12 protein-coding genes are annotated in these 20,133 nt (G+C 67.5%); 5 read left to right on the top strand and 7 right to left on the bottom strand.

All coding sequences use genetic code 11. The features are described from left to right. The first annotated feature begins 41 nt into the window (after nucleotides 1-41). Nucleotides 42-2,495 (top strand): MHYT domain-containing protein, encoded by a 2,454-nt coding sequence (locus tag ABIC78_RS08715; protein ID WP_354489020.1) that lies wholly within the window; start codon nucleotides 42-44, stop codon nucleotides 2,493-2,495. A 9-nt stretch (nucleotides 2,496-2,504) separates the two neighbouring features. Here ABIC78_RS08715 and ABIC78_RS08710 read toward each other — a convergent pair whose 3' ends face one another. The 4 genes from ABIC78_RS08710 to ABIC78_RS08695 form a co-directional block, all read right to left on the bottom strand. Then, the gene (locus tag ABIC78_RS08710; RefSeq protein ID WP_354489018.1) at nucleotides 2,505-3,332 is read right to left on the bottom strand and encodes a shikimate dehydrogenase; all 828 of its coding nucleotides are present in this window, start codon (nucleotides 3,330-3,332) and stop codon (nucleotides 2,505-2,507) included. A gap of 70 nt (nucleotides 3,333-3,402) precedes the next feature. Beyond that, on the bottom strand, nucleotides 3,403-6,363 hold the full coding sequence (locus tag ABIC78_RS08705; RefSeq protein WP_309805889.1) for a TonB-dependent receptor domain-containing protein: 2,961 nt from the start codon (nucleotides 6,361-6,363) through the stop codon (nucleotides 3,403-3,405). A gap of 76 nt (nucleotides 6,364-6,439) precedes the next feature. Next, nucleotides 6,440-7,678 (bottom strand): MFS transporter, encoded by a 1,239-nt coding sequence (locus ABIC78_RS08700; RefSeq protein WP_354489016.1) that lies wholly within the window; start codon nucleotides 7,676-7,678, stop codon nucleotides 6,440-6,442. A gap of 77 nt (nucleotides 7,679-7,755) precedes the next feature. Beyond that, complete coding sequence (locus ABIC78_RS08695) at nucleotides 7,756-8,505, bottom strand: TetR/AcrR family transcriptional regulator (protein ID WP_354489014.1); 750 nt, start codon at nucleotides 8,503-8,505, stop codon at nucleotides 7,756-7,758. Nucleotides 8,506-8,699: 194 nt separating this feature from the next. Between ABIC78_RS08695 and ABIC78_RS08690 the strand changes: the two genes are divergently transcribed. From ABIC78_RS08690 to ABIC78_RS08680, 3 genes are read left to right on the top strand one after another with little or no spacing between them, the layout of a single operon-like run. Next, nucleotides 8,700-10,583, top strand: a complete 1,884-nt coding sequence (locus tag ABIC78_RS08690) for a bifunctional sugar phosphate isomerase/epimerase/4-hydroxyphenylpyruvate dioxygenase family protein (RefSeq protein ID WP_354489012.1) — start codon at nucleotides 8,700-8,702, stop codon at nucleotides 10,581-10,583. Between the two features lie 57 nt (nucleotides 10,584-10,640). After that, nucleotides 10,641-11,627 carry an alpha/beta hydrolase fold domain-containing protein gene (locus ABIC78_RS08685; RefSeq protein WP_169048614.1) on the top strand — a complete coding sequence of 329 codons (987 nt, stop codon included), beginning with the start codon at nucleotides 10,641-10,643 and terminating at the stop codon, nucleotides 11,625-11,627. Then, nucleotides 11,624-13,198: a carboxylesterase/lipase family protein gene (locus ABIC78_RS08680; RefSeq protein WP_354489010.1), complete on the top strand. Its 1,575-nt coding sequence runs from the start codon at nucleotides 11,624-11,626 to the stop codon at nucleotides 13,196-13,198. The genes ABIC78_RS08685 and ABIC78_RS08680 overlap by 4 nt, the downstream gene beginning before the upstream one ends. A gap of 7 nt (nucleotides 13,199-13,205) precedes the next feature. On the opposite strand, the gene ABIC78_RS08675 is transcribed toward ABIC78_RS08680, so the two are convergent. Beyond that, nucleotides 13,206-15,026 carry a putative bifunctional diguanylate cyclase/phosphodiesterase gene (locus tag ABIC78_RS08675; RefSeq protein WP_354489008.1) on the bottom strand — a complete coding sequence of 607 codons (1,821 nt, stop codon included), beginning with the start codon at nucleotides 15,024-15,026 and terminating at the stop codon, nucleotides 13,206-13,208. A 291-nt stretch (nucleotides 15,027-15,317) separates the two neighbouring features. On the opposite strand from ABIC78_RS08675, the gene ABIC78_RS08670 reads away from it, so the two are divergent. Next, entirely contained in the window at nucleotides 15,318-16,313 is a 996-nt protein-coding gene (locus ABIC78_RS08670) for an MlaA family lipoprotein (RefSeq protein ID WP_158271846.1), read from the top strand. Between the two features lie 6 nt (nucleotides 16,314-16,319). On the opposite strand, the gene ABIC78_RS08665 is transcribed toward ABIC78_RS08670, so the two are convergent. Then, nucleotides 16,320-19,379 (bottom strand): sensor histidine kinase, encoded by a 3,060-nt coding sequence (locus ABIC78_RS08665; protein ID WP_354489006.1) that lies wholly within the window; start codon nucleotides 19,377-19,379, stop codon nucleotides 16,320-16,322. Then, nucleotides 19,369-20,004 carry a response regulator transcription factor gene (locus tag ABIC78_RS08660; protein WP_054131341.1) on the bottom strand — a complete coding sequence of 212 codons (636 nt, stop codon included), beginning with the start codon at nucleotides 20,002-20,004 and terminating at the stop codon, nucleotides 19,369-19,371. The genes ABIC78_RS08665 and ABIC78_RS08660 overlap by 11 nt, the downstream gene beginning before the upstream one ends. Nucleotides 20,005-20,133 lie beyond the last annotated feature (129 nt).

The following is a 20,133-nucleotide window of genomic DNA, read 5'->3' as shown; positions in this document are numbered from 1 at the left end:
ATGGGATTGCCGGGGTCGCGGTTCTGTGGGAGCAGGGGGCCATGAACACGACCGGAACGCACGAGGCCAATCTGGTCATTCTCTCGATTCTGATCGCGGTGTTCGCCTCGTTCACCGCGCTCAGCCTGGCCGGCCGGGTGCGCGTGGGCCAGGGTTGGGCACGCCGGGTGTGGCTGGCGGCGGCCTCGATCGCGCTGGGTGGCGGCATCTGGTCGATGCATTTCGTGGCCATGCTGGCGTTTCGCGTGCCGGGCATGGCAATGGGCTATGACCTGGGGCTGACGCTGCTGTCGCTGGCCATCGCCATCGGCTTTACCGGCGCGGGCTTTGCCGCGCTGGGCCGCACCGGCCTGTCATCCCGGCGCATCGCCTCGGCCGGGCTGTTGATGGGTCTGGGCGTGGTGGCGATGCATTACGTGGGCATGGCGGCGATGCGCATGCCCGGCACCATGCATTATGACCGGCTGTGGGTGGGCATTTCGGTGCTGATCGCGATCGGTGCGGCCACCGCTGCGCTGTGGTTTGCCGCGCGGGACCAGGCGCTGGGGATGCGGCTGGGCGCGGCCGGGCTGATGGGCCTGGCGATTGCCGGCATGCACTATGCCGGCATGCATGCTGCCGTGATCACCATGGACAGCGCGGCGCACGCGCACATGGTGACCAGCGGCATCGGCCAGACGTTTCTGGCCGTGCTGATCGCCACGATCACGCTGCTGATTCTGGCCATCGCACTGGGCGCGGCCTGGCTGGAGCGAGTGTTCCACAAGATCGCCCGGCGTGAGGCGCGCATCGCGCTGCGGCTCAAGATCGCCGATGTCTTGCGCGATTACGATACCACCGCCGCGCTGGACGAGATTGCCGCGCTGATGGGCGAGCATTTCGGGGTGAGCCGCACCGGCTTTGGCCAACTGCTGGCCGAAGAGGACGTGTTCGATTACGATATCTGCTGGACCGATGGCACGGCCCCGCCGCTGCTGGGGCGCATGCCGGCGGCCGATTTCGGCGCCCGCATCGTGGCCGCGCTCAACCGGGGAGAGACGGTGGTGGTGGGCGATCTGTTCGCCGCCGATCCGCGGGTCGACGCGCGCAGCCTGGAAACCGCGCGCACGGTCGATACCCGCGCCATCCTGGTCGTGCCATTCCTGCGCGAAGGGCGGCTGCGCACGATCGTCTATCTCAACAGCCGGACGACGCGCGATTGGCATCCCGATGACGTTGCCTTCATGGAGGAGATCGCCGAGCGCACCCGCCTGGTGAGCGAGCGGGCAGCGATCGCCGAACAGCTGCGCGAGTTGAACGCCACGCTGGAGGCACGGGTGGAAGCGCGCACCAGCGAATTGCGCGCCGCGCAGGAAGCCCTGGTGCAAAGCCAGAAGATGGAGGCGATGGGCCAGCTCGTCGCCGGCCTCTCGCACGATTTCAACAACGTGCTGGGCGCGATCCTGGCTTCGTTCGATCTAATCGCCCGGCGCAGCGGCGATGCCGCGCGGGTGGAGCGTCTGGCCGGCGAAGGGCGCCAGGCAGCGCAGCGCGCGGCCAACCTGATCGCTCAGTTGCTGGCCTTTTCCCGCACGCAGCGGCTGGCGACCCAGGCGCTCGATCCGGCGCTGGTGATCGAGCGCCTGCGCCCGATGCTGATGCGCACGCTGGGCCCGCTGATCACCCTGGATTGCCATCTGGCCGATCCGGCTGGCGAGGGCTGGGCGGTGCTGGCCGATCCGACGCAGCTGGAAATGGCGGTGCTCAACCTGGCGGTCAACGGCCGCGATGCCATGCCGGCGGGCGGCGCGCTGACCATCGCGCTGCATCCCTATCTGGCGCAGGGCGCGGCGGATCTTGCCGATGGTCGCTATGTCATGGTCGAAGTGGCCGATACCGGCGCGGGGATGGACGAGGAAACCCTGCGCCGCGCGATGGAGCCGTTCTTTACCACCAAGCCGGTGGGCAAGGGCACCGGCCTGGGCCTGGCACAGATCTATGGCAGCATGCGCCAGATTGGCGGCGCGGTGCGGATCGACAGCGCGCCGGGCCAGGGCACCACGGTGCGCCTGTTCCTGCCGCGCACCGCCAGCGCCGCACAGGATGACGATACGCCGGCCGCGCCCGCCGGCCCCGGCACCAGCCTGGCGCGGGTCTTGCTGGTGGACGATGATCCCGATCTGCGCCGTGCGCTGGTGGCGGCGCTCGCCGATCACGGCCATGTGGTTGACGTGGCGGCCGATGGTCCTGCGGCCCTGGCCCTGCTGGAACGCGCGCAACAGGCGGGCGAGGCGCTGCCCGAAGTGGCCGCGATCGATTTCGCCATGCCGGGAATGACCGGCGCAGAACTGGCGGCCAAGCTCGCCCGCCACCACCCCGCCCTGCGCGTAGTGTTCATGAGCGGCTTTGCCGATCTTGCCGCGATCGAGGCCGTCGCCGGCCCGGATGCGCAAGTGCTGCGCAAGCCCTTTGCCACCGAACAGCTGATCAACGCCGTGGCGCGCGCCGCCGGCTGAGCCGGCCGATCAGGCCAAGCTTTGCTTCATCCGTTCGGCATCGGGCGTGTGGCCGGTGATGATGCCAAGCGCCAGCGCGGCCTGGCCCACGACCATGCCGATGCCGTTGATGGCCCGGCAGCCCTTGCTTCGTGCGACCCGAAGCAGCTCTGTTTCCAGCGGGAAATAGATGATATCGGCCAGCCAGTGGTGCGTGGCGATGGCATCGGCGGGGATCGGCGTACCCGGCTTGGCGGCCATGCCGATCGGCGTGGCGTTGACGATGCCATCGGCCGGCGCGGTATCGAGATCGGCCAGCGGCGTGACCAGCACGCGGGCGCTGGGATAGCGTGCCGCCAAGTCAGTGGCGAGAGCGCCGGCCCGCGCGGCATCGGGATCGACCAGTTCCAGGCGCGCGACGCCAAGCGAAAGCAGCGCGTTGGCCACCGCCGAACCGGCGCCGCCTGCGCCCAACTGGATGACATGGCCGAGCGCCGCGCCGGGCAGGCCGGCCAGCAGGCTGTCGCGAAAACCGGGCATATCGGTGTTGTGGCCGATGAGCCGGCCATCGCGGATCGCCACGGTGTTGACCGCGCCGGCCGCCTGGGCACTGGGCGCGAGTTCATCCATCAGCGGCATGATCGCCTGCTTGAACGGATAGGTCACGTTGAAGCCGGCAAAGCCCTGCCGCTTTAGATTGTCGACCACGCCGGCAAGATCGGCATCGGCAAGGCCACGCTGGGTGAAATCGAACAGTTCATAGGTCAGCTCCAGCCCCAGGGCGCGGGCCTCTTCCTCGTGCAGGCGTGGAGAGCTGGATGCCAGGATGGCGCGACCAAGAAGCCCGGAGCGGATCATCAAAACCTGTGTCTTTGCAAAAAGGCTCCGGCGCTGCACCACCAGGGATGCAGCGCCGGGGCAGGGTGGATCAGAAGCTAACTCGCGCGCCGATATAGAACGAGCGGCCGATGGGGTCATAGAGCGCCACGTCGGTGCCGTTCTGCGAACTGGCGACGTAGGGCAGCTTGGCGTTGAGCAGGTTGTTGATGCCGGCGCGCAGCTCGAACATCTTGCCGACCTTCACATTCCCGAACAGGTCGTAGAGGTTGTAGGCGGCAATGCCCACCTGCGTGTTGTTGGGCGTGAGCACCGAACTGACATCCTGCATCGCGCTCTGGAAGCGCCAGCGCAGGCCGATGCCCATGTTGTCAGAGCGATAGCCCAGCGTGGTCAGCGCCTTCCACCGCGGCGTGGCGCGCGGCGGCACGGAGCTGGGGTTGGCTGCGCCATTGCTGATGTTGGTATAGTTCATTTCCGCAGCGCCGGGCAGCAGCTGCACCTTGTAGGCATGGAGCCAGCCCACCGTGGTGGTGGCATAGATCTTGCCGGTGCGGCCCAGGAACGGCGCCGGGGTTGCCCAGTTGACCTGCGCTTCCACGCCGTCGGTCTTGAGCGAACCGAGGTTGAGATAGGGCGTGGCGACGTTCACCAGCTGCCCGTTGCTGTCACGCTGGATCAGCGCGCAATAGGGGTTGCTGGCGGCATAGCCCGGATTGCTGCCATCGAGATTATAGCACTTGGACAGCACGGTGAGGCCAGGCACGGTGGAAATCACGTTCTTGATCGAGATGTTGTAGTAATCGACCGAGAACGAGAAATCGCCGAACAGACCGCCGCCGCGCGGGGCGTTGAATACCATCCCGGCGTTGAACGTATCGGCATGTTCGGGGCGCAGGCCGATGTTGCCCGACACCAGCTGCCCGGTGGCGGTGGTGGGGAACGAATAGCTGCCGATCGCCGCCTGCGGTACGCCCTGCGCCACGCAGAGCGCGGCCACCTGGGCGCCATTGGCACCGGTGCGCGCGGTGGAGCGATAGTCGCACGGATCGCCGAGCGAGCCGGGCGGGGTGCCGATCACCAGCTGCGTGCCCTGCTGCGGCGAGAACAGCTCGCCGATATTGGGCGCACGCACCGCGCGCTGATAGCCGCCGCGCAGCATGATCGTGTCGGTCGGGCGCCAGCGCATATCGGCTTCATAGCTGGTCACCGTGCCGCTGACCGAATAGTTCGATACGCGCGCGGCCGCGCCGATGCCCAGTTCGCGGATGAACGGCTTGTCGGCCACCAGCGGAATGTCGATCTGCCCGGCCAGTTCCTTGACCGAGATGCGGCCCGAGGCCGGCTGCGAGGCGGTCACCGCTTCCAGGTTCTGCGCCTGCAGGTCGCTGTCGGGGCGATAGTTGTAGGTGTTCTTGCGATAGCCGGCGACCAGCGCGATCTGCGCCGGGCCTGCGCCCAGATCGAACAGCTTGCCGTTGATCTGGCCCTGGAACTGGGTTTGCCCCAGGCGCTCGGCGCTGAATGCGTCCTTGGTCATATAGGCGGCACAGGCAGCCGAGACCGAGCGCATGTTAGCATCGCCAAACGGATTGAAGCCGCCCTGGCACAGCGAGTTGCCGCCATCGGCCGCGCTCAGCAGGTTCTGCACGCGGCTCTTGACCACGGCATTGCGCATCGTCTGGTTGTGGACCGACTGATCGTACGAGGCATAGACATCGAAGGTCCAGCCCGGGGCAATATTGCCCTTCAGCCCCGCCATGTATTGCTGGACGGTATAGTCTTCATCCCAGCTCTTGTACGGCAGGCCGACATAGCGCCCGTTCCACAGGAAATTGGCGGTGGGATTGGGGCGCGAGGCGAGCACCGTGCGCAGGTCTTGCGGAATGAACGGGTTGGTGACCGGAATGGTGGTCAGCTGGCCAAACTGCGTCAGCGTGTTGCCGCTGGCAGTGTGGACGTTGAGATCGACGAACAGGAACTGGCCATAAAGGGTCAGGTTGGGCGTCAGGTCATAGTCCGCCTTGATGAAGGCGGTCTTGCGCTTGAGGCCGTTCATGAAATCGACCTGCTGGCCCACCGGCATGCGCACGTTGCCGCCGACCAGGGCATAGCCGCCGCTGTTGGTCTGGCCCTTGTAGTTGACCGCGCCGGTCTGCACGAACAGCGAGCCGTCGTTGTTGAAGCCCAGGTTGAGCAGCGGGTTGATCGTGCTGGTCACGCCATAGCCGGCGAACACCGATTGCACGACGGCAGCATTGGGCGCGTTGGTGGCGTTTGGCACGAACGTGCCGGTGCCGATGTAGGACGAGGGCGTCTTGTCGGAAAAGAAGCTGCGCGCCTTGCCGTTGATCGGGTCCTGGTCGGTATAGCTGAACGCGGCGATGACATGGCCGCGATCCTGGGCAAAGCTGCTGCCGAACGCGATCGAGCCCGAGAACTTGTAGGCGTCGCCCTTTTCGCTCAGGCTGTTCTGGACGTCGGCCTTGACCCCGTCAAAGCTGCGCAGGGTCTTGAAATTGACCACGCCCGACATGGCATCCGAACCATAGACGGCCGATGCGCCGCCGGTGATCACGTCAACCCCGCCGATGATCGATTCCGGGATGATGTTGGTATCGACCGTGCCCGAGATATCCGAGAGCGGCAGGCGCTTGCCATCGAGCAGCACGAGGTTGCGGTTGGGGCCAAGGCCGTGCAGGTTGACCGAGGCGCGCCCGCCGGTGCCCTGGCCGCCGGTGCCGGAATTGCCGGCTGGGGTGAAGCCCGGAAACTGGTTGAGCGCATCCTGCAGGTTGACGTTGCCGCTGGCCTTGATCGCTTCGTTGCTGACCGACACGATCGGGCTGACGGCGGTGTTGTTGGGCCGCTGGATCAGCGAGCCGGTCACCACGATTTCCTTGACATCGGGCTGGGCCGCTTCGGCCGCCGGCGCCGTATCGGGCGCAGCATTGGCTTGCGGCGCAGCCTGCGCCAGAGCCGGGGTTGCAAGGGCCACGGCCACGCTCAGCGCAGACGCGGACAGCACGAGACGAGTGCCTTCCAAACGCATGGTCATCCTCCCTGGCGAACGTTTGCCGTTTCGCCTTCCGACGACTCATTTATGTTACGAACTAGTTCCTGTCAAATTATTCCGCAACACGCCGAGACATGTGGTCAACGGCAAATGCGGCGGCGGCGCAGGCCAGCAGCGGCAGGCAATAGGCGGCAAACAGCAGCGGCAGCGGCGCCTTGGCCGCCATCAGCCAACCGCCCATCATCGGGCCGATCACCGCGCCTGCGCGGCCCAGGCCGATCGCCCAGCCCACGCCCGTGGCGCGCATCCGCGCCGGATAGACCGAGGCGGCGAGCGGCCACACGCCGTTGTAGCCACCCTGCAGCGTGACCCCGATGAGGAAGGCGAGGGCGAGCGTTGCCGCGACCGGCATGGCGAGCGATCCGAACACCAGCATGGCGACGCCAGCGCTGACCAGCATGCCGGGCACCAGGCGCCCCAGTGGCACCCGCACGGCCAGCATGCTCATCCCCGCCGTGCCGACGAATGCCCCGAAATTGTAGAGCGCCCCAGCATAGATGCCGTCGGTTTCGGAAAGGCCGGCCGCGATCGACAGCTTGGTGATCCAGCTGACGATGAAATAGAGCACCATCAGCCCGCAGAACACCGCCGCCCACAGCGTGAGCGTGCGAGCACGGAAGGCGGGAGAGAGCAGGTCACCGATCCGCCCTGCCGGTTCGCGCGCCGGGCCATCGGCCGTCCGCGCTGCACCGCTGCGCGGCAGGATCAGCAGCGCGGCGGGAAACAGCACTACCGTCAACCCGCCCGCCATCAGCAGCAGGCGGTGCCAGCCCCACAGCGGCAGGAGATGCGCGGTCAGCAGCGCGGTAAACACTGCGGCAAAGGGATAGCCCGCCTGGACGATGCCCACCGCCAGGTTGCGCTGCGCGGCCGGCGCGGATTCTGCGGCCAGCGCGGCCATGGCTGCGAGCACCGTGCCGATGCCCATGCCCACCACCACGCGCAAGCCATAGAGCATGGGCACAGAGCCGGCAAAACCGCTGGCGACCATCCCGGCCGACATCAGCCCCAGTGCTGCCAGGATGATGCGGCGGCGGCCCAGCCGGTCGGCCAGCGGGGCAATGCCCATGCCGCCGATCGCCATGCCGACCAGCCCCGCGCCAAACAGCAGGCCCATGGTATCGGCACCGATCGCCCAATCGGCCTGGATGCGCGGCGCGATGAACGACAGGATCGTCACATCGATGCCGTCGGCCATGTTGATCGCAAAGCACAGGGCCACGATGGCCAGGCCCGTGCGGGTCCATTGCGCCGGGCACGTGCCGGCGCTTGCTGTGATGGGTGTGGCCATGCCTGTCTCTCTCCCGCATGCGCGGATGACGGTGCAGGCCGGCGCGGCCGCAGCCTTTGCAGGCCACGGTCAGGCGCTCAATCCTTGCGCGTCACCCAGGCGATTATGATGTCTGCCACCTGGCGTGCCCGGTGGGCCAGCGCGCTGTCGCTGGTCATGTCCACGCCGAAATTGTGGGCAAAGGTGAACTGGTTGGAAACGTTGTAGAACGCCAGCGCCGTCATGTTGAAATGCAGATCGACCGGGTCGATCCCGACGCGAAAGCTGCCCTCAGCCTCGCCCCGGCTGATCAGCTGCCGCAGGATATCGATCACGCTGTGGTTGCGGCTGGGCAGTTCGGTGATCTGCTTGAGATGCTGGGCGTGGTGGATGTTCTCGTTCATCACCAGGCGCACCAGTTCGGGATGGCGCGCGTGATAGTGCACGTCATGCTCGATCAGGCGGCGCAGCGCCTGCTCGGCAGTGCCGGTGGTGATATCCACCTGCGCCTCGCTGTCGCGCACGCGGCGGTAGGCGCGCTCCAGCACGGCGCGGTAAAGCTCTTCCTTGCCGTCGAAATAGTAGTAGATCTTGCGCTTGGTGGCCTTGCCGGCGATCTCGTCGATCCGCGCGCCGGCCAGGCCCTTTTCCACGAATTCCTGCGTGGCGATGTCCACGATCTGGTTGATCGCGGCCTCGCGCGTTTCGGCGCGGGAGCGGCGCGGCGGCTTTGCCGCAGTGGCAGCAGAAGCGTCGGCTAGTGGGGCGGGGGCGTCGTCTTCCGGCAAGGAACTCTCCTGGGCAATCGCGCGCGCATCGGCCTGGCCCCGCATCGCTGCGGGCACCATCCTGGTTGCGCCGTATGCCCTTCCTTGCCGCACCTGTCCCTCGTTGCAAGGCCCGGCAGGTTCGTTTCCGCTCCCCGGGCCAGTTCAATTTATGTAACGAACTAGTCCCTAACATTTTTGCTTTTGTCAAGCAGCGGCCCGTGATAGGCCCGTGGCCGGGGCAGGAAACCAAAGGCAACGAACGGCAGGCGGCCATGACGAATCCCGCATTCAAGACATCCATCGCCACCGTATCGATTTCGGGCACGCTCGAGGCCAAGCTGCAGGCGATCGCTGCGGCCGGCTATGACGGCGCCGAAATCTTCGAGAACGACCTGCTCTCGACGCATCTCTCCGCGCGCGAAATTGCCGCGCTGATGGGTGACCTGGGCCTCGTCTGCACGATGTTCCAGCCGTTCCGCGATCTCGATGGCCTGCCCGAGCCGCAGCGCGCCCGCGCGTTCGACCGGCTGGAGCGCAAGTTCGACGTGATGCAGGAACTCGGCACCGACTTGCTGCTGGTCTGCTCCAGCTGTTCGCCGATCGCCGATGGCAACCGCGAGCGGACCATTGCCGATCTGACCGAGGCGGCCGAGCGCGCCGCCGCCCGCGGCCTGCGCCTGGGCTACGAAGCGCTGGCCTGGGGCCGACACGTGCATGATCACCGCGAGGCATGGGGCATCGTGCGCGATGCCGATCATCCCGCGCTGGGCCTGGTGCTGGATTCGTTCCACTCGCTGTCGCGCAAGATTCCCTCGTCCAGCATCGGCGATATCCGCGCGGACAAGCTGTTCATCGTCCAGGTGGCCGACGCCCCCATGCTCGACATGGATCACCTGGGGTGGAGCCGCCATTTCCGCTCCATGCCCGGCCAGGGCGATTTCCCGCTCGATGACTGGGCCGCCGCGATCCGCAAGATCGGCTATCAGGGCTATTGGAGCCTGGAAATCTTCAACGACCGTTTCCGCGCCGGATCGGCCAGCGGGGTGGCGCTCGATGGCTATCGCGCGCTGCGCCTGCTGGAAGGCGGGATCACTCGCCCTTCGGCCAGCGCCGCCAGCCTGCCGCCGCGCGTGAAAACCAGCGGCGTGGAATTCATCGAATTTGCCGCCAGCCATGAAGAGGCGGAAAATCTGGCGGCGATGCTGCGCCCCCTGGGCTTTCGCCCCACCGCGCGCCACCGCAGCAAGGACGTCACGCGCTGGACGCAGGGGCTGGAAAACCCCGTCAACATCGTGATCAACTGCGAACCCGAAGGCCTCGCCCACAGTTTCGACGTGGTCCACGGCGCCTCGGTCTGCGCGCTGGGCCTGGCGGTGGACGATGTGCCCGGCGCACTGGCGCGGGCCGATTTCCTGCGCGTGCCGCGGTTCATCCAGGCGCTGGCGCCCGATGAATGGCCGATCCCCAGCGTGCGCGGCGTGGGCGGGAGCCTGATCTATTTCGTCGATGCCGCCACCCGCGCGGCGATGTGGGCCCACGAATTTCCCCACCGGCTCGAAGATCCCGTGCCCGGCCCGCGCCTGGCGATCGATCACATTGCGCAGACCATGCAGTACGAGGAATTCCTCAGCTGGCTGCTGTTCTACGTCGCGCTGTTCGACGTGGGCAAGACGCCGCAGCTCGACATTGCCGATCCGATGGGCCTGATCCAGAGCCAGGCAGTGGAAAACGCCGATCGCTCGGTGCGCTTCACGCTCAATGGCTCGCTGGCGGCGCAATCGCTCACCTCGCGCTTCATCCAGAACTATTTCGGCGCTGGGGTGCAGCACATCGCCTTTGCCACCGACGATATCGTGGCCGTGGCCGATGCCGCCCATGCCCAGGGCCTGCCGCGCCTGGCGATCCCGCGCAACTATTTCGATGATCTGGAGGCACGCTGGGGGCTGGAGCCCGAGCTGATCGAGTCGATGGCCGCGCGCGACATTCTCTATGACCGCGATGGCGAAGCCGAATACCTGCAATTCTACAGCCGCGCCTTTGCTCGCCGGGTGTTTTTCGAGGTGGTCGAGCGGCGCGGCTATGCCGGTTATGGCGCGGTCAACGCGCCGATCCGCCTGGCCGCCCAGGCCCGCCACAAGCCCGATTTTCCCGACTGACCGGCCGGGCACGCCCGGCACGACACAACGATAACAAAGACCATGGAGAGAGACCTGATGTTTGCACGCCTTCCCGCTGCGCTGGGGCTGCTGGCCCTGCTCGCCACGCCGGCCGTGGCACCCGCGCGCGATTTCCCCACCGAAGCCGCGCCGGTTCTGGCCGATCGCTTTCCGCAAGTGCCGGTGGCCTTTCCTGGCGGGGTCAAGGCCTGGCGCGATGTGACCTATCAGCAATTGCCCGGCTATCGCCCGCAGGCGCTGGATATCTATGTGCCGGCCACCAAGGGGCCGCATCCGCTGGTGCTCTATATCCACGGCGGTGGCTGGATGGCCGGGCACACCCGCCATTCCGGTGCCTTTGCCGATTGGCCCAAGGTGCTTGCTGCGCTCGCGGCCGAAGGCTTCACCGTGGCCAGCCTGGAATACCGCCTGTCGGGCGAGGCGAAGTTTCCCGCCCAGCTGCAGGACGCCAATGCCGCGCTGCGCTTCCTGCGCGGGCACGCCGCGCAATATGCCATCGACCCGGCGCGCGTGGCGCTGTGGGGTGGCTCTGCCGGCGGGCATCTGACCGCGTTGACCGCGCTGACCTGCAAGAACACCGCGCTCGATCCGGCCGCCGGTGCCGATGCTTGCGTCCAAGGCGCGGTGACCTGGTACGGCGTCTATGACTTTGCCGGCATGAATGCCACGCCCGATGGCAATTCGGCCGGTGCCCGCCTGCTGGGATGCGATGGCCCGTGCAGCGCCGACAAGCTCCGCAGTGTCAGCCCGGTCGCCTATATCGACGCGAAAGACCCGCCGTTCCTGCTGATCCATGGCGAGGAAGACAAGACCGTGCCCGTGGCGCAATCGCACCTGGGCGAGGCGGCGTTGAAGGCAGCGGGCGTGCCGGTCACGGCGATCTACATCCCCCATGTCGATCACAGCTTCATTGGCCGCACCCCGGCCGAAACCCACGCCGCATCGATGCAGGCGCTCAATGCCACGTTCGATTTCTTCCACCGCGTGCTCAAGGTTCCGGGCCCGGCCGGGACGGGCAAGTGATCCGACGCCTGTTGGCGGCACTTGCGCTGGGCCTCGCCGCCCCGGCGCAGGCTGCGCCCATCGCCGTCGATGGCGGGATGATCGAGGGCACCACGCTGCCCTCGGGCATCCAGGCATGGCTGGGCGTGCCGTTTGCCGCGCCGCCATTGCGCGAATTGCGCTGGCGCGCGCCGCAGCCGGTTGTCCCGTGGGCCGGCACGTTGCACACCGATCGCTATGCCCCCGAATGCCTGCAACCGCTGCGCGGATCGCTGCAGAACCACTATTTCGGCAACGAGGCGACGAGCGAGGACTGCCTCTACCTCAACATCTGGGCGCCGGCGCCACAGGCCAAGGCGGCGGGCAAAGCCCCCGTGGTGGTGTGGATCTATGGCGGCGGGTTCAACATCGGTTCCGCCTCGATGGCCAACTATTCGGGAGAGCCGATGGCGCGCGAGGGCGTGGTGCGCGTCAATATCGCCTACCGCGTCGGGGCTCTCGGCTTCCTGGCGCATCCTGCGCTGTCGGCCGAAAGCGGGCATGGATCGGGCAACTATGGCCTGATGGACCAGATCGCCGCGCTGCAATGGGTGAAGCGCAACATCGCCCGCTTTGGCGGCGATCCCGATAACGTCACGATCGTGGGCCAATCGGCCGGGGCCATGTCAGTGGCGCTGTTGCAGATCAGCCCGATGGCGCGCGGTCTGTTTGCCCGTGCCGTGGCGATGAGCGGTAGCCCGTTTGGCGGCATGCTCGGCCCCGCACCCCTGGCCGAGGGAGAGGCGCAAGGGCTGGCCCTGCAACAGGAACTGGGCGCGACCTCGCTGGCGCAGCTGCGTACCTTGCCCGGTGACCGCATCATTGCCGCTGCCAGCCCGCGCAGCCCGATCGTGCGCGATGGACAGGTGATCACCGGCCGCGCGGAAGCGGTGTTTGCCGCCCATGGGCAAAACGATGTGCCCGTGCTGATCGGCTATACCCGCGACGAAAGCTTTCGCCCGCTGGGGCCGGTGACCACGGCGCAGGATCTGGCCGCAGCGGTCAAGGCGCGGTTTGGCGGCGAGGCCGATGCCATCCTGGCGGCCTATGCCGGGCCTGATCCCGCCCGCGCGGCGGCCGATATCGCCCGCGATGCCACTGTCGGGCGGCAGATGGCCGTCTGGGCGGCGGCGCAGCGCCGCTTTGGCACGCAGCCGGTCTATGCCTATCTCTTTGCCCGGCGGCAGCCCTATGCCCCAGGGGTGGTCTTTTCCGATCATGATCCGGCCACTGTCGGCGCCTATCACACCGGTGACGTGCCCTATTGGCTGCGCACGCGCGACGCGCTCAACTTGTTTCGCGTGACGCGCGATTGGCAGGGGGTGGACCAGGCGCTGGAAGACACTATGGCCGGCGCGCTCCTGGCCTTTGCCCGCAGCGGCATTCCGGCCAGCGCGCCGATCGGCACCTGGCCCGCGCTCGATCCGCGTCGCCCGCGCCTGGTCTGGCTGGGAGAGCAGCCGGCAGTGATTGCCTGGCCCCATTGGGCCGATATGGCGCTGTTGGGGACAACCGGGGCAGAGCCACCGCGCGCCACCCGCCCGCGCGATTGACGGGTGATCAGGCCTGCTGCTGCACGCGCGGGGCTGGCAGGGTCCGCAGCGGCCCGCCGCGCAGCAGCGCGGTCATCGCATCGCAATCGACCGCGTGCGAATAGAGATAGCCTTGGCCCAGGACGCAGCCGAGGCTTTGCAGGATCTGCGCCTGGTCAGCCGCCTCGATGCCTTCGGCCACCACCTGGATACCCAGCTTGGTGGCGATGTCGATCACGCCTTCGACGATGATCTGGCTGGGCCGGTGCGTGGCGATGCGATCCACGAACGACTTGTCGATCTTGATGTAATCGACTGGCACGGTCATCAGATGGGTGAGCGAGGCAAAGCCGGTGCCGAAATCATCGAGCGCGACTTTCAGCCCACGTTCGCGCAGCGCCGCGACCGAGCGGCGAATGACGCCGCCATCATCATCCATATAGACCGCCTCGGTCACTTCCAGGATGATCATGTCCAGCGGTACGCCGTGTTCCTCGAACGCGGTGGCGGTGGCGCCGAAAAAGCCGGCGCTGTGCAGGTCGGTTGAACTGACATTGATGCCCACGCGGGCAAAGGGCACATTTAGATCGAGCCAGGTGCGGGCATCGCGCGCCACTTGGCGGATCATCTCGCGCGTCAGGGTATTGGCGGTCTGCGGATCGCTGGTGGCATCGTGAAACGCCATGGCCGATAGCAGGCGCTGCCCCATGCGGATGCGGCACAGCGCCTCCAGCCCGCTCACCGTGCCGGTGGCAAGGTCTACGACCGGCTGGTAATGCGCCACCAGGCGGCCCTCGCGCAGCGCGGCGTCCAACTCGCGCACCGCGGTAATGCGCCGTGTCATCCGCGTGCCGATGCCCGGCCAAAAGCGGATAGAACCACCGCGCGCCACGTCCTTGGCGTGATAGAGCGCAAAGTCGGCGTTCTGCTGCACGCGTTCGGGCGTCACATCGCCGGCGTTGAAGATGGCGATGCCCATGGTGCCGGCCGGGCGCAGCACGTGGCCGGGTATGGTGATGGGCACTTTCAAGCCGTCGAGCAGCCGCTCTGCCAGGGCATCGAGCGTGCGCAGGTGCTCGTCATCCTGCACCAGCACGGCAAATTCGTCGCCGCCGATGCGGAACACCGTATCCGGCGCGGCCATTTGTGCCAGCCGCTGCCCTACCTGCACCAGCAAGCGGTCACCGGCGTGGTGGCCATAGGTATCGTTCACCGCCTTGAAGCCATCCAGGTCGATCAGGAACAGCGCCCAGTTGCCGGGCTGGCTGCAATCGACGGTGGCCATCGCGGTGTTGAACGCGGCGCGGTTGGGCAGGCCGGTCAGCCCATCGGTATTGGCACGGCGATCCCGCTCTTCCACCCGCCGTTGCCGGTCGAGCGCGATGGCACACAGCGCGATGGAGCGGTCCACCAGCACGCGCTCCAGCGCCGAAGGCCCGCGCGCTTCGTGATAGTAAAAGGCAAAGGCACCCACCGGCTGGTCATTGCCTGCCATGATCGGCCGCGACCAGCATGCCTTGATGCCCAGGGGCAGCACCAGATCGCGATAGGGCGCCCAGGCGGGATCGGTGGCAATATCGGCAGAGACAACCTCGATGCCCAGCGCCGTCGCGGTGCCGCAGGCGCCGACACCAGGGCCGATGTCAATGCCGTCGAACGCCGTGCGCATGGCAGGCGGCAGGCTCGGCGCAGCCAGTGGGCGCAGGCGGCGCATGGCATCGACTGTTACCACCGAGCAGACCACGCCGGGCGCGCGGCGCTCCACCTCGCGGCACAGCCGGTCGATGGTGGCGGCCAGCGGCGCGCCGCGGGCGATCATTTCCAGAATGGTGCTTTGAAAATCGCGCATCGCGTCAAGGCCAGCCCTTTGCAGCAGCCATGGATCATGCCGGCCGCATGCTTAAGGTTCTGTTATATGGAAATCTACGGGTTTTCCGCATGGCGCGGGCCGCTGGCCGGGCGCGCACCTGGGGCATCTTGTCCCATTTTGCCGCGATTTGGACCGGCTTTCTGCACTCAACTTGTCGCGTATTGACGCAGCATTGTTACACCTGCGGGGACTGCCCGTAATTTACGGAAATGCGGCTTTCAGTTCATCTGGCGTACAGGAAATCCGGCCAAGTGGCAGGATATGACGACGATGGGAAAAGCAAAGTCGGCCGGCTGCAAGTGGGCGGCGGCCATGGTGGCGGCGCCCGGCTTGCTGCTGGCCGGAACCGCGCATGCCCAGGCGCCATCCAGCGCCGTGCCGCCCAGCCAGCCCCCCGTGGCGCAGGCAGCGCCCGTCGCAACGCCTGCCCCATCTGCTGCGCCATCTGCCGTCCCACCTGCCTCCCCGCCTGCGGCCGCGCCCACCACGCCTGGGCCCACCACGCCTGCGCCTACGGCGCCGCCGGCCGCCATGCCCCCGTCCGAACCTGCAGATGTGCAGGAAGAACCCGGTATCGTGGTGCAGGGCGATGCCTATTCGCGGCAGGACCCGGTCCACGCCGTCAACGAAAAGTCTTACGAGGCGATCCAGAAGGGCGACAAGCTGGTGGTGGCGCCGGTGGCGCGGCTCTATGTCCACGGCCTGCCTTCGCCGCTGCGCCACGGGCTGCACAATGTGCTCTACAACTTGCGTGAGCCGTCGAACTTCGTGGCGTTCCTGCTCGAACACAAGTTCGGCAAGGCGGGGCAGGTGCTGGTGCGCTTTACCGTCAATTCCACCATTGGCCTCGCCGGGCTGATCGACGTGGCCAAGGCCAAGCCGCTCAAGATACCCTATCGGCCCAATGGCCTGGCCGATGTGCTGGGCTTTTACGGCGTGAAATCGGGGCCATACCTGTTCCTGCCGCTGATCGGGCCGACCACGCTGCGCGATCTGATTGGCACCACGGTCGATCGCTCCTGGTTCCCGCTGGCTGTGGGCGAGCCACTCGATACCGTGCCGTATGGCCTGGCCGTCACGGTGATCGGCGGGCTGGATGACCGCGTGGCGATCGATGGCCAGCTCAAGAAGTTCCGCGCGGAATCGGCCGATCCCTACAACGCCACGCGCGATTTCTATCTCAAGCGCCGCGCTGCCGAGATCGAGAACCTGCGCCATCCGCACAAGAGCGCCACGCCCGAACCTGCCTTGCCCACCGCGCCTTGACGCTATTCAGGCGGCGTAGGCCAGGCGCGCGGGCACCGACAGGCGCACCAGCGTGCCGAGGCGATGCCCGCTTTCGATGGAAAACGATGCGCCAATGCGCCGCGCCCGCTCGCGCATGCCGATCAGGCCATAATGGCCCTTCATCAGCGCCGCGCTGACCGCCCTGCCGTTCGCGCCGTCCTCGCCGTCGATGCTGGCAATGCCGATGCCATCGTCGCTGACAAACACCGCCAGCGCCCGCGCGCCATACTCCACGTTCACATCGATCGCATCGGCCTGGGCATGGCGCGCCGCGTTGCACAGCGCCTCGCCGACGATGGCGAGGATTTCATCGACGATATCGGGGTGCAGCGGCCGCACTTCGCCTTTGACGTTCAGCGTCAGGCTGGCGCCGGTGACCAGGTTGTCGAGCAGGCGTTGCAGTTCGCGGCGCAGGTGGCGGTCTTCCAGGCGGCGCAGGCCTTTCACCCGGTCGCGCCCCTCGATCAGCATTTCCTCGGCCCGGTCCAGCGCCGGGGTCAGCACGGCTTGCGCGGCGGGATCGTGCGAAAGGTGATCGGCCACCGACTGAAAGCGCATGATCAGGCCCTGCACGCCCTGGATCAAGGTGTCGTGCAGTTCGCGGGCAATGCGTTCGCGCTCGCTGGTGCGTTCGGCCATGCGATCGCGGATCAACCGGCCCAGATACTGCACCCGCGCGATGTAGAGCAGATAGAGCATGGCCGAGAGCGCCACGATCGCAGCGAGGGGGAACCACCAAGTCTGGTAGAACCGCTGGGCGATGGCAAACTGCATGGTCTGGCCGCCCGCGTTCCACACACCGTCCTCGTTGGCAGCGATGACCTGGAACGTATAGCGGCCCGGCCCCAGATCGCTGAACGTCACGCTGCGCTCGGTCGATGGGGCGGTCCATTGCCCTGGCAGGCCCGGGCCAGACAGGCGGGTGCGGAACTGCACGCGTTGCGGCACGGTCAGGCTCGTGGCGGTAAAATCGATCCGCACCGATTGCGTGCCCGGCGGCAGGCGCAGCCCGGCGCCCGGCGTCCGCGGCGTGCCGCCAGCCACCAGGCTGCGCACCATGACCGCGGGCGGCAGCAGATTGCGGCGCAGCGCGGCCGGATCGATCCACACCAAGTTGCGGCGCGTGAGGAACCAGATACGCCCGTCGCCGCCCTGCACCACCTGAGCGCCGGCGGCCTTCTGGGCAAAGCTGTTGAGGCCATCGCGAAAATCGAACCGGCGCCAGGGGACCGCCTGGCCGGGGTGCATCAACGCCCGCGCCAGATCGGCGCCGCGCAACTGCACGATGCCGCTATCGCCAATGCCCCAGCCATCGCCGCTGCGCGTCCACACCAGGCCATTGAGCGAGGCTGCCCAGGGGTTTGCGCTTGCCAGCACGGGTGTGCTGCCCCGCGCGAGTGGCGCCTGAAGACCACGCGCGCCGCTGATCAGCGGGCCATCGCCGAGGGGGCCGGGCAGCAGGCCTTCGATCCCGTCGACCTGCAACTGTGCGGGCGAAATCGCCACGAACGGCAGATCTGCCCTGCGCGGCGCCGGCCCGCGAAATGCCACGATCGCCCGGCCATCGCCGCCAATCGCGATGTTGGCGGGCAGCGCGCGCGGTGTCGCCAGGGTGTGCCAGGCGCCGCCTTCGTGCCACCACAGCCCCTGGTCCAGCGCCGCCAGCCAGATGCGACCCGCGCCATCCTGCCCGCAGGCCAGCGGCATCAGGCCGCGCGGCAGGGCAATGGCCCGCCCAGCCGCGCCGCGCGGGTTCAGCCGCACCAGGCGTTCACCCGTCACCAGCCATGCGCCGCCCCCGCGCGCCGTGCACAATGCGCCAGCGGGGCTGGCCAAGCGCAGGATCGTGCGCGCCGCCTGGCCAGGGGCAATGGCATAGGTGGCGCGGGCATCGCCAACATAGACCACGCCATCATCGCCGCCGGCCAGGCGATAGCTGGTGGGCGAATTGGCAGGGATCGCGGTTTCCACCACGATCGGCACGCGACGCAGCTTGTCCAGCCCCATTTCCGTGCCGATCCACAGGTTCCCCTCGCGATCCTGCAACAGGGCATGGGTCTGGTCAGAGGTCAGCCCTTGCGTGGCATCGAAGGTGAAACGGCGCATCGCCGCAGGCGCGGCCTGCGCACTGCCGGTGGCTTTGTCGGGCGTAGTCAGGCGCTGCACGCCGCTGTTCCAGGTGGTTTCCCACAGCGCGCCGTCGGTAGTGAACAGCATGCGCGTGCCGCCCACCGGATCGGGGTTGATCGCCAGCCGCGCCCCGGCCGTGACGCGGCCTTGCGCCAGGGTCAGCAGGCGGGTGCCGGCCGCGTCTGACAGCCACATCGCCCCATTGGGCCCGGCGGCAAGGCTGGCGCGCGGGGTAACCGCGATGCCGGTTGCGGCAAAGCGCTGGCTGCCGCGCGGGCGGATCAGCACCTGGCGTTCGGTTACCAGCCATTGCGTGCCATCGGCGGAAAACGCCGTGCTCCACGCCTGTTCGGCGGGCAAGCCGGCGTCCTGGCCGAATTCCTGCCAGCGCCCATCGGCATAGCGGGCCAGGGTGCCATCACTGCGGCCGCCCCGCACCACCCACATCGCGCCGTCGGGCGCCTGGGCCATGTCGGTGACCTGGCGCGAGGGATGCGGCATTGCCATGTCGACCAGCCGCCCATCGCGCCAGGCCATCACCCCGCGCCCACGGCCCAGCCCCACCCACACGGTGCCGTCCTGCGCGCTGGCCAGTTGCGACACCACCAGCCGCGCGCCCTGGCCGCCGGGCTGGGGCACGGGTTCGAACGTCAACCCGTCAAAGCGGAACAGTCCTTCCACGCTGCCGATCCACAGAAACCCGTCGCGCGATTGCGTCAGCGCGTTGATCCGGCCCGGCGCGCCTTCTTCCAGGGTCCAGTGTTCGTGCTTGTATCCCGCCAGCACACCCGCTTGCGCCTGAACCGGCGCCTGAACTGGCGCTTGGGCCTGGCCCTGCCGCTGGGCCATCGGCGCACTGGCCATGAGCGCCAGCCCGCCGGCCGCCAGCACGGCAATGCCGCGCCTACAGTTCAATGATGCCCCGCCGCGCGGCCTTGGTCACGGCGTGGGTCCGATCGTTGACATGCAGTTTGCCAAAGATGTTCTTGATGCCGGACTTGACCGTTTCCTCGGCCAGGTTGAGCGTCCAGGCGATCTGCTTGTTGGCATGGCCCGAGGCGATCAGTTGCAGGATCTGGGTTTCGCGCGGGGTCAGCGGCTCGTCGATCGCGTGCAGGGCAATTTCCTGCGCCACATCGGGCGCCAGGTGACGCTGGCCTTCGTGGACGGTGCGGATCGCGCCGAGAAGTTCGCGGCGCAGGCTGCTTTTGAGCAGGAAACCCGCCGCCCCCGCGCGCAGCGCCTGCAGCGCCTGCGCGTCACCGGAATAGGTGGTGAGAACTAGGATGCGCGCCTGGGGATGGCGGGCGCGGATCGCCTCGATCGCCTGAAGGCCGGTCATCCCCGGCATGCGCAGGTCCATCAGCACCACCGCCGGGCGCAGGGCATCGTACATCGCCACGGCTTCATCGCCGGTCGCTGCCTCTCCCACCACGGCCATGTCGGGCTGCATCGCGATAACGGCGGCCACCCCTTCGCGCAGCATCGGGTGATCGTCGGCAATCAGGATGCCTATCGTGGTATCGGTGCGCGCGGGCATGGACGAAGGCGATACCACGCGCGTCGCGGCCTGGGTAGCCACCCGAAATGGGGGTGCGCCCAGCCCCCATGCTGGGGCTGGCAGGGCAGGCGCGAGGGCGCACACTTGGGCTGGAACACAAAGCTGGCC

This window comes from Novosphingobium sp. 1529, assembly GCF_040544855.1.
GTDB lineage: Bacteria > Pseudomonadota > Alphaproteobacteria > Sphingomonadales > Sphingomonadaceae > Novosphingobium > Novosphingobium capsulatum.
This window is presented reverse-complemented; position numbering and strand designations above follow the sequence as displayed.

Coding starts and splice junctions, on each gene's coding strand:
- ABIC78_RS08715 (WP_354489020.1), top strand. CDS start 42: ATGAACACGACCGGAACGCACGAGGCCAATCTGGTCATTCTCTCGATT.
- ABIC78_RS08705 (WP_309805889.1), bottom strand. CDS start 6,363: ATGCGTTTGGAAGGCACTCGTCTCGTGCTGTCCGCGTCTGCGCTGAGC.
- ABIC78_RS08660 (WP_054131341.1), bottom strand. CDS start 20,004: ATGCCCGCGCGCACCGATACCACGATAGGCATCCTGATTGCCGACGAT.
- ABIC78_RS08685 (WP_169048614.1), top strand. CDS start 10,641: ATGTTTGCACGCCTTCCCGCTGCGCTGGGGCTGCTGGCCCTGCTCGCC.
- ABIC78_RS08710 (WP_354489018.1), bottom strand. CDS start 3,332: ATGATCCGCTCCGGGCTTCTTGGTCGCGCCATCCTGGCATCCAGCTCT.
- ABIC78_RS08675 (WP_354489008.1), bottom strand. CDS start 15,026: ATGCGCGATTTTCAAAGCACCATTCTGGAAATGATCGCCCGCGGCGCG.
- ABIC78_RS08700 (WP_354489016.1), bottom strand. CDS start 7,678: ATGGCCACACCCATCACAGCAAGCGCCGGCACGTGCCCGGCGCAATGG.
- ABIC78_RS08690 (WP_354489012.1), top strand. CDS start 8,700: ATGACGAATCCCGCATTCAAGACATCCATCGCCACCGTATCGATTTCG.
- ABIC78_RS08695 (WP_354489014.1), bottom strand. CDS start 8,505: ATGGTGCCCGCAGCGATGCGGGGCCAGGCCGATGCGCGCGCGATTGCC.
- ABIC78_RS08670 (WP_158271846.1), top strand. CDS start 15,318: ATGGGAAAAGCAAAGTCGGCCGGCTGCAAGTGGGCGGCGGCCATGGTG.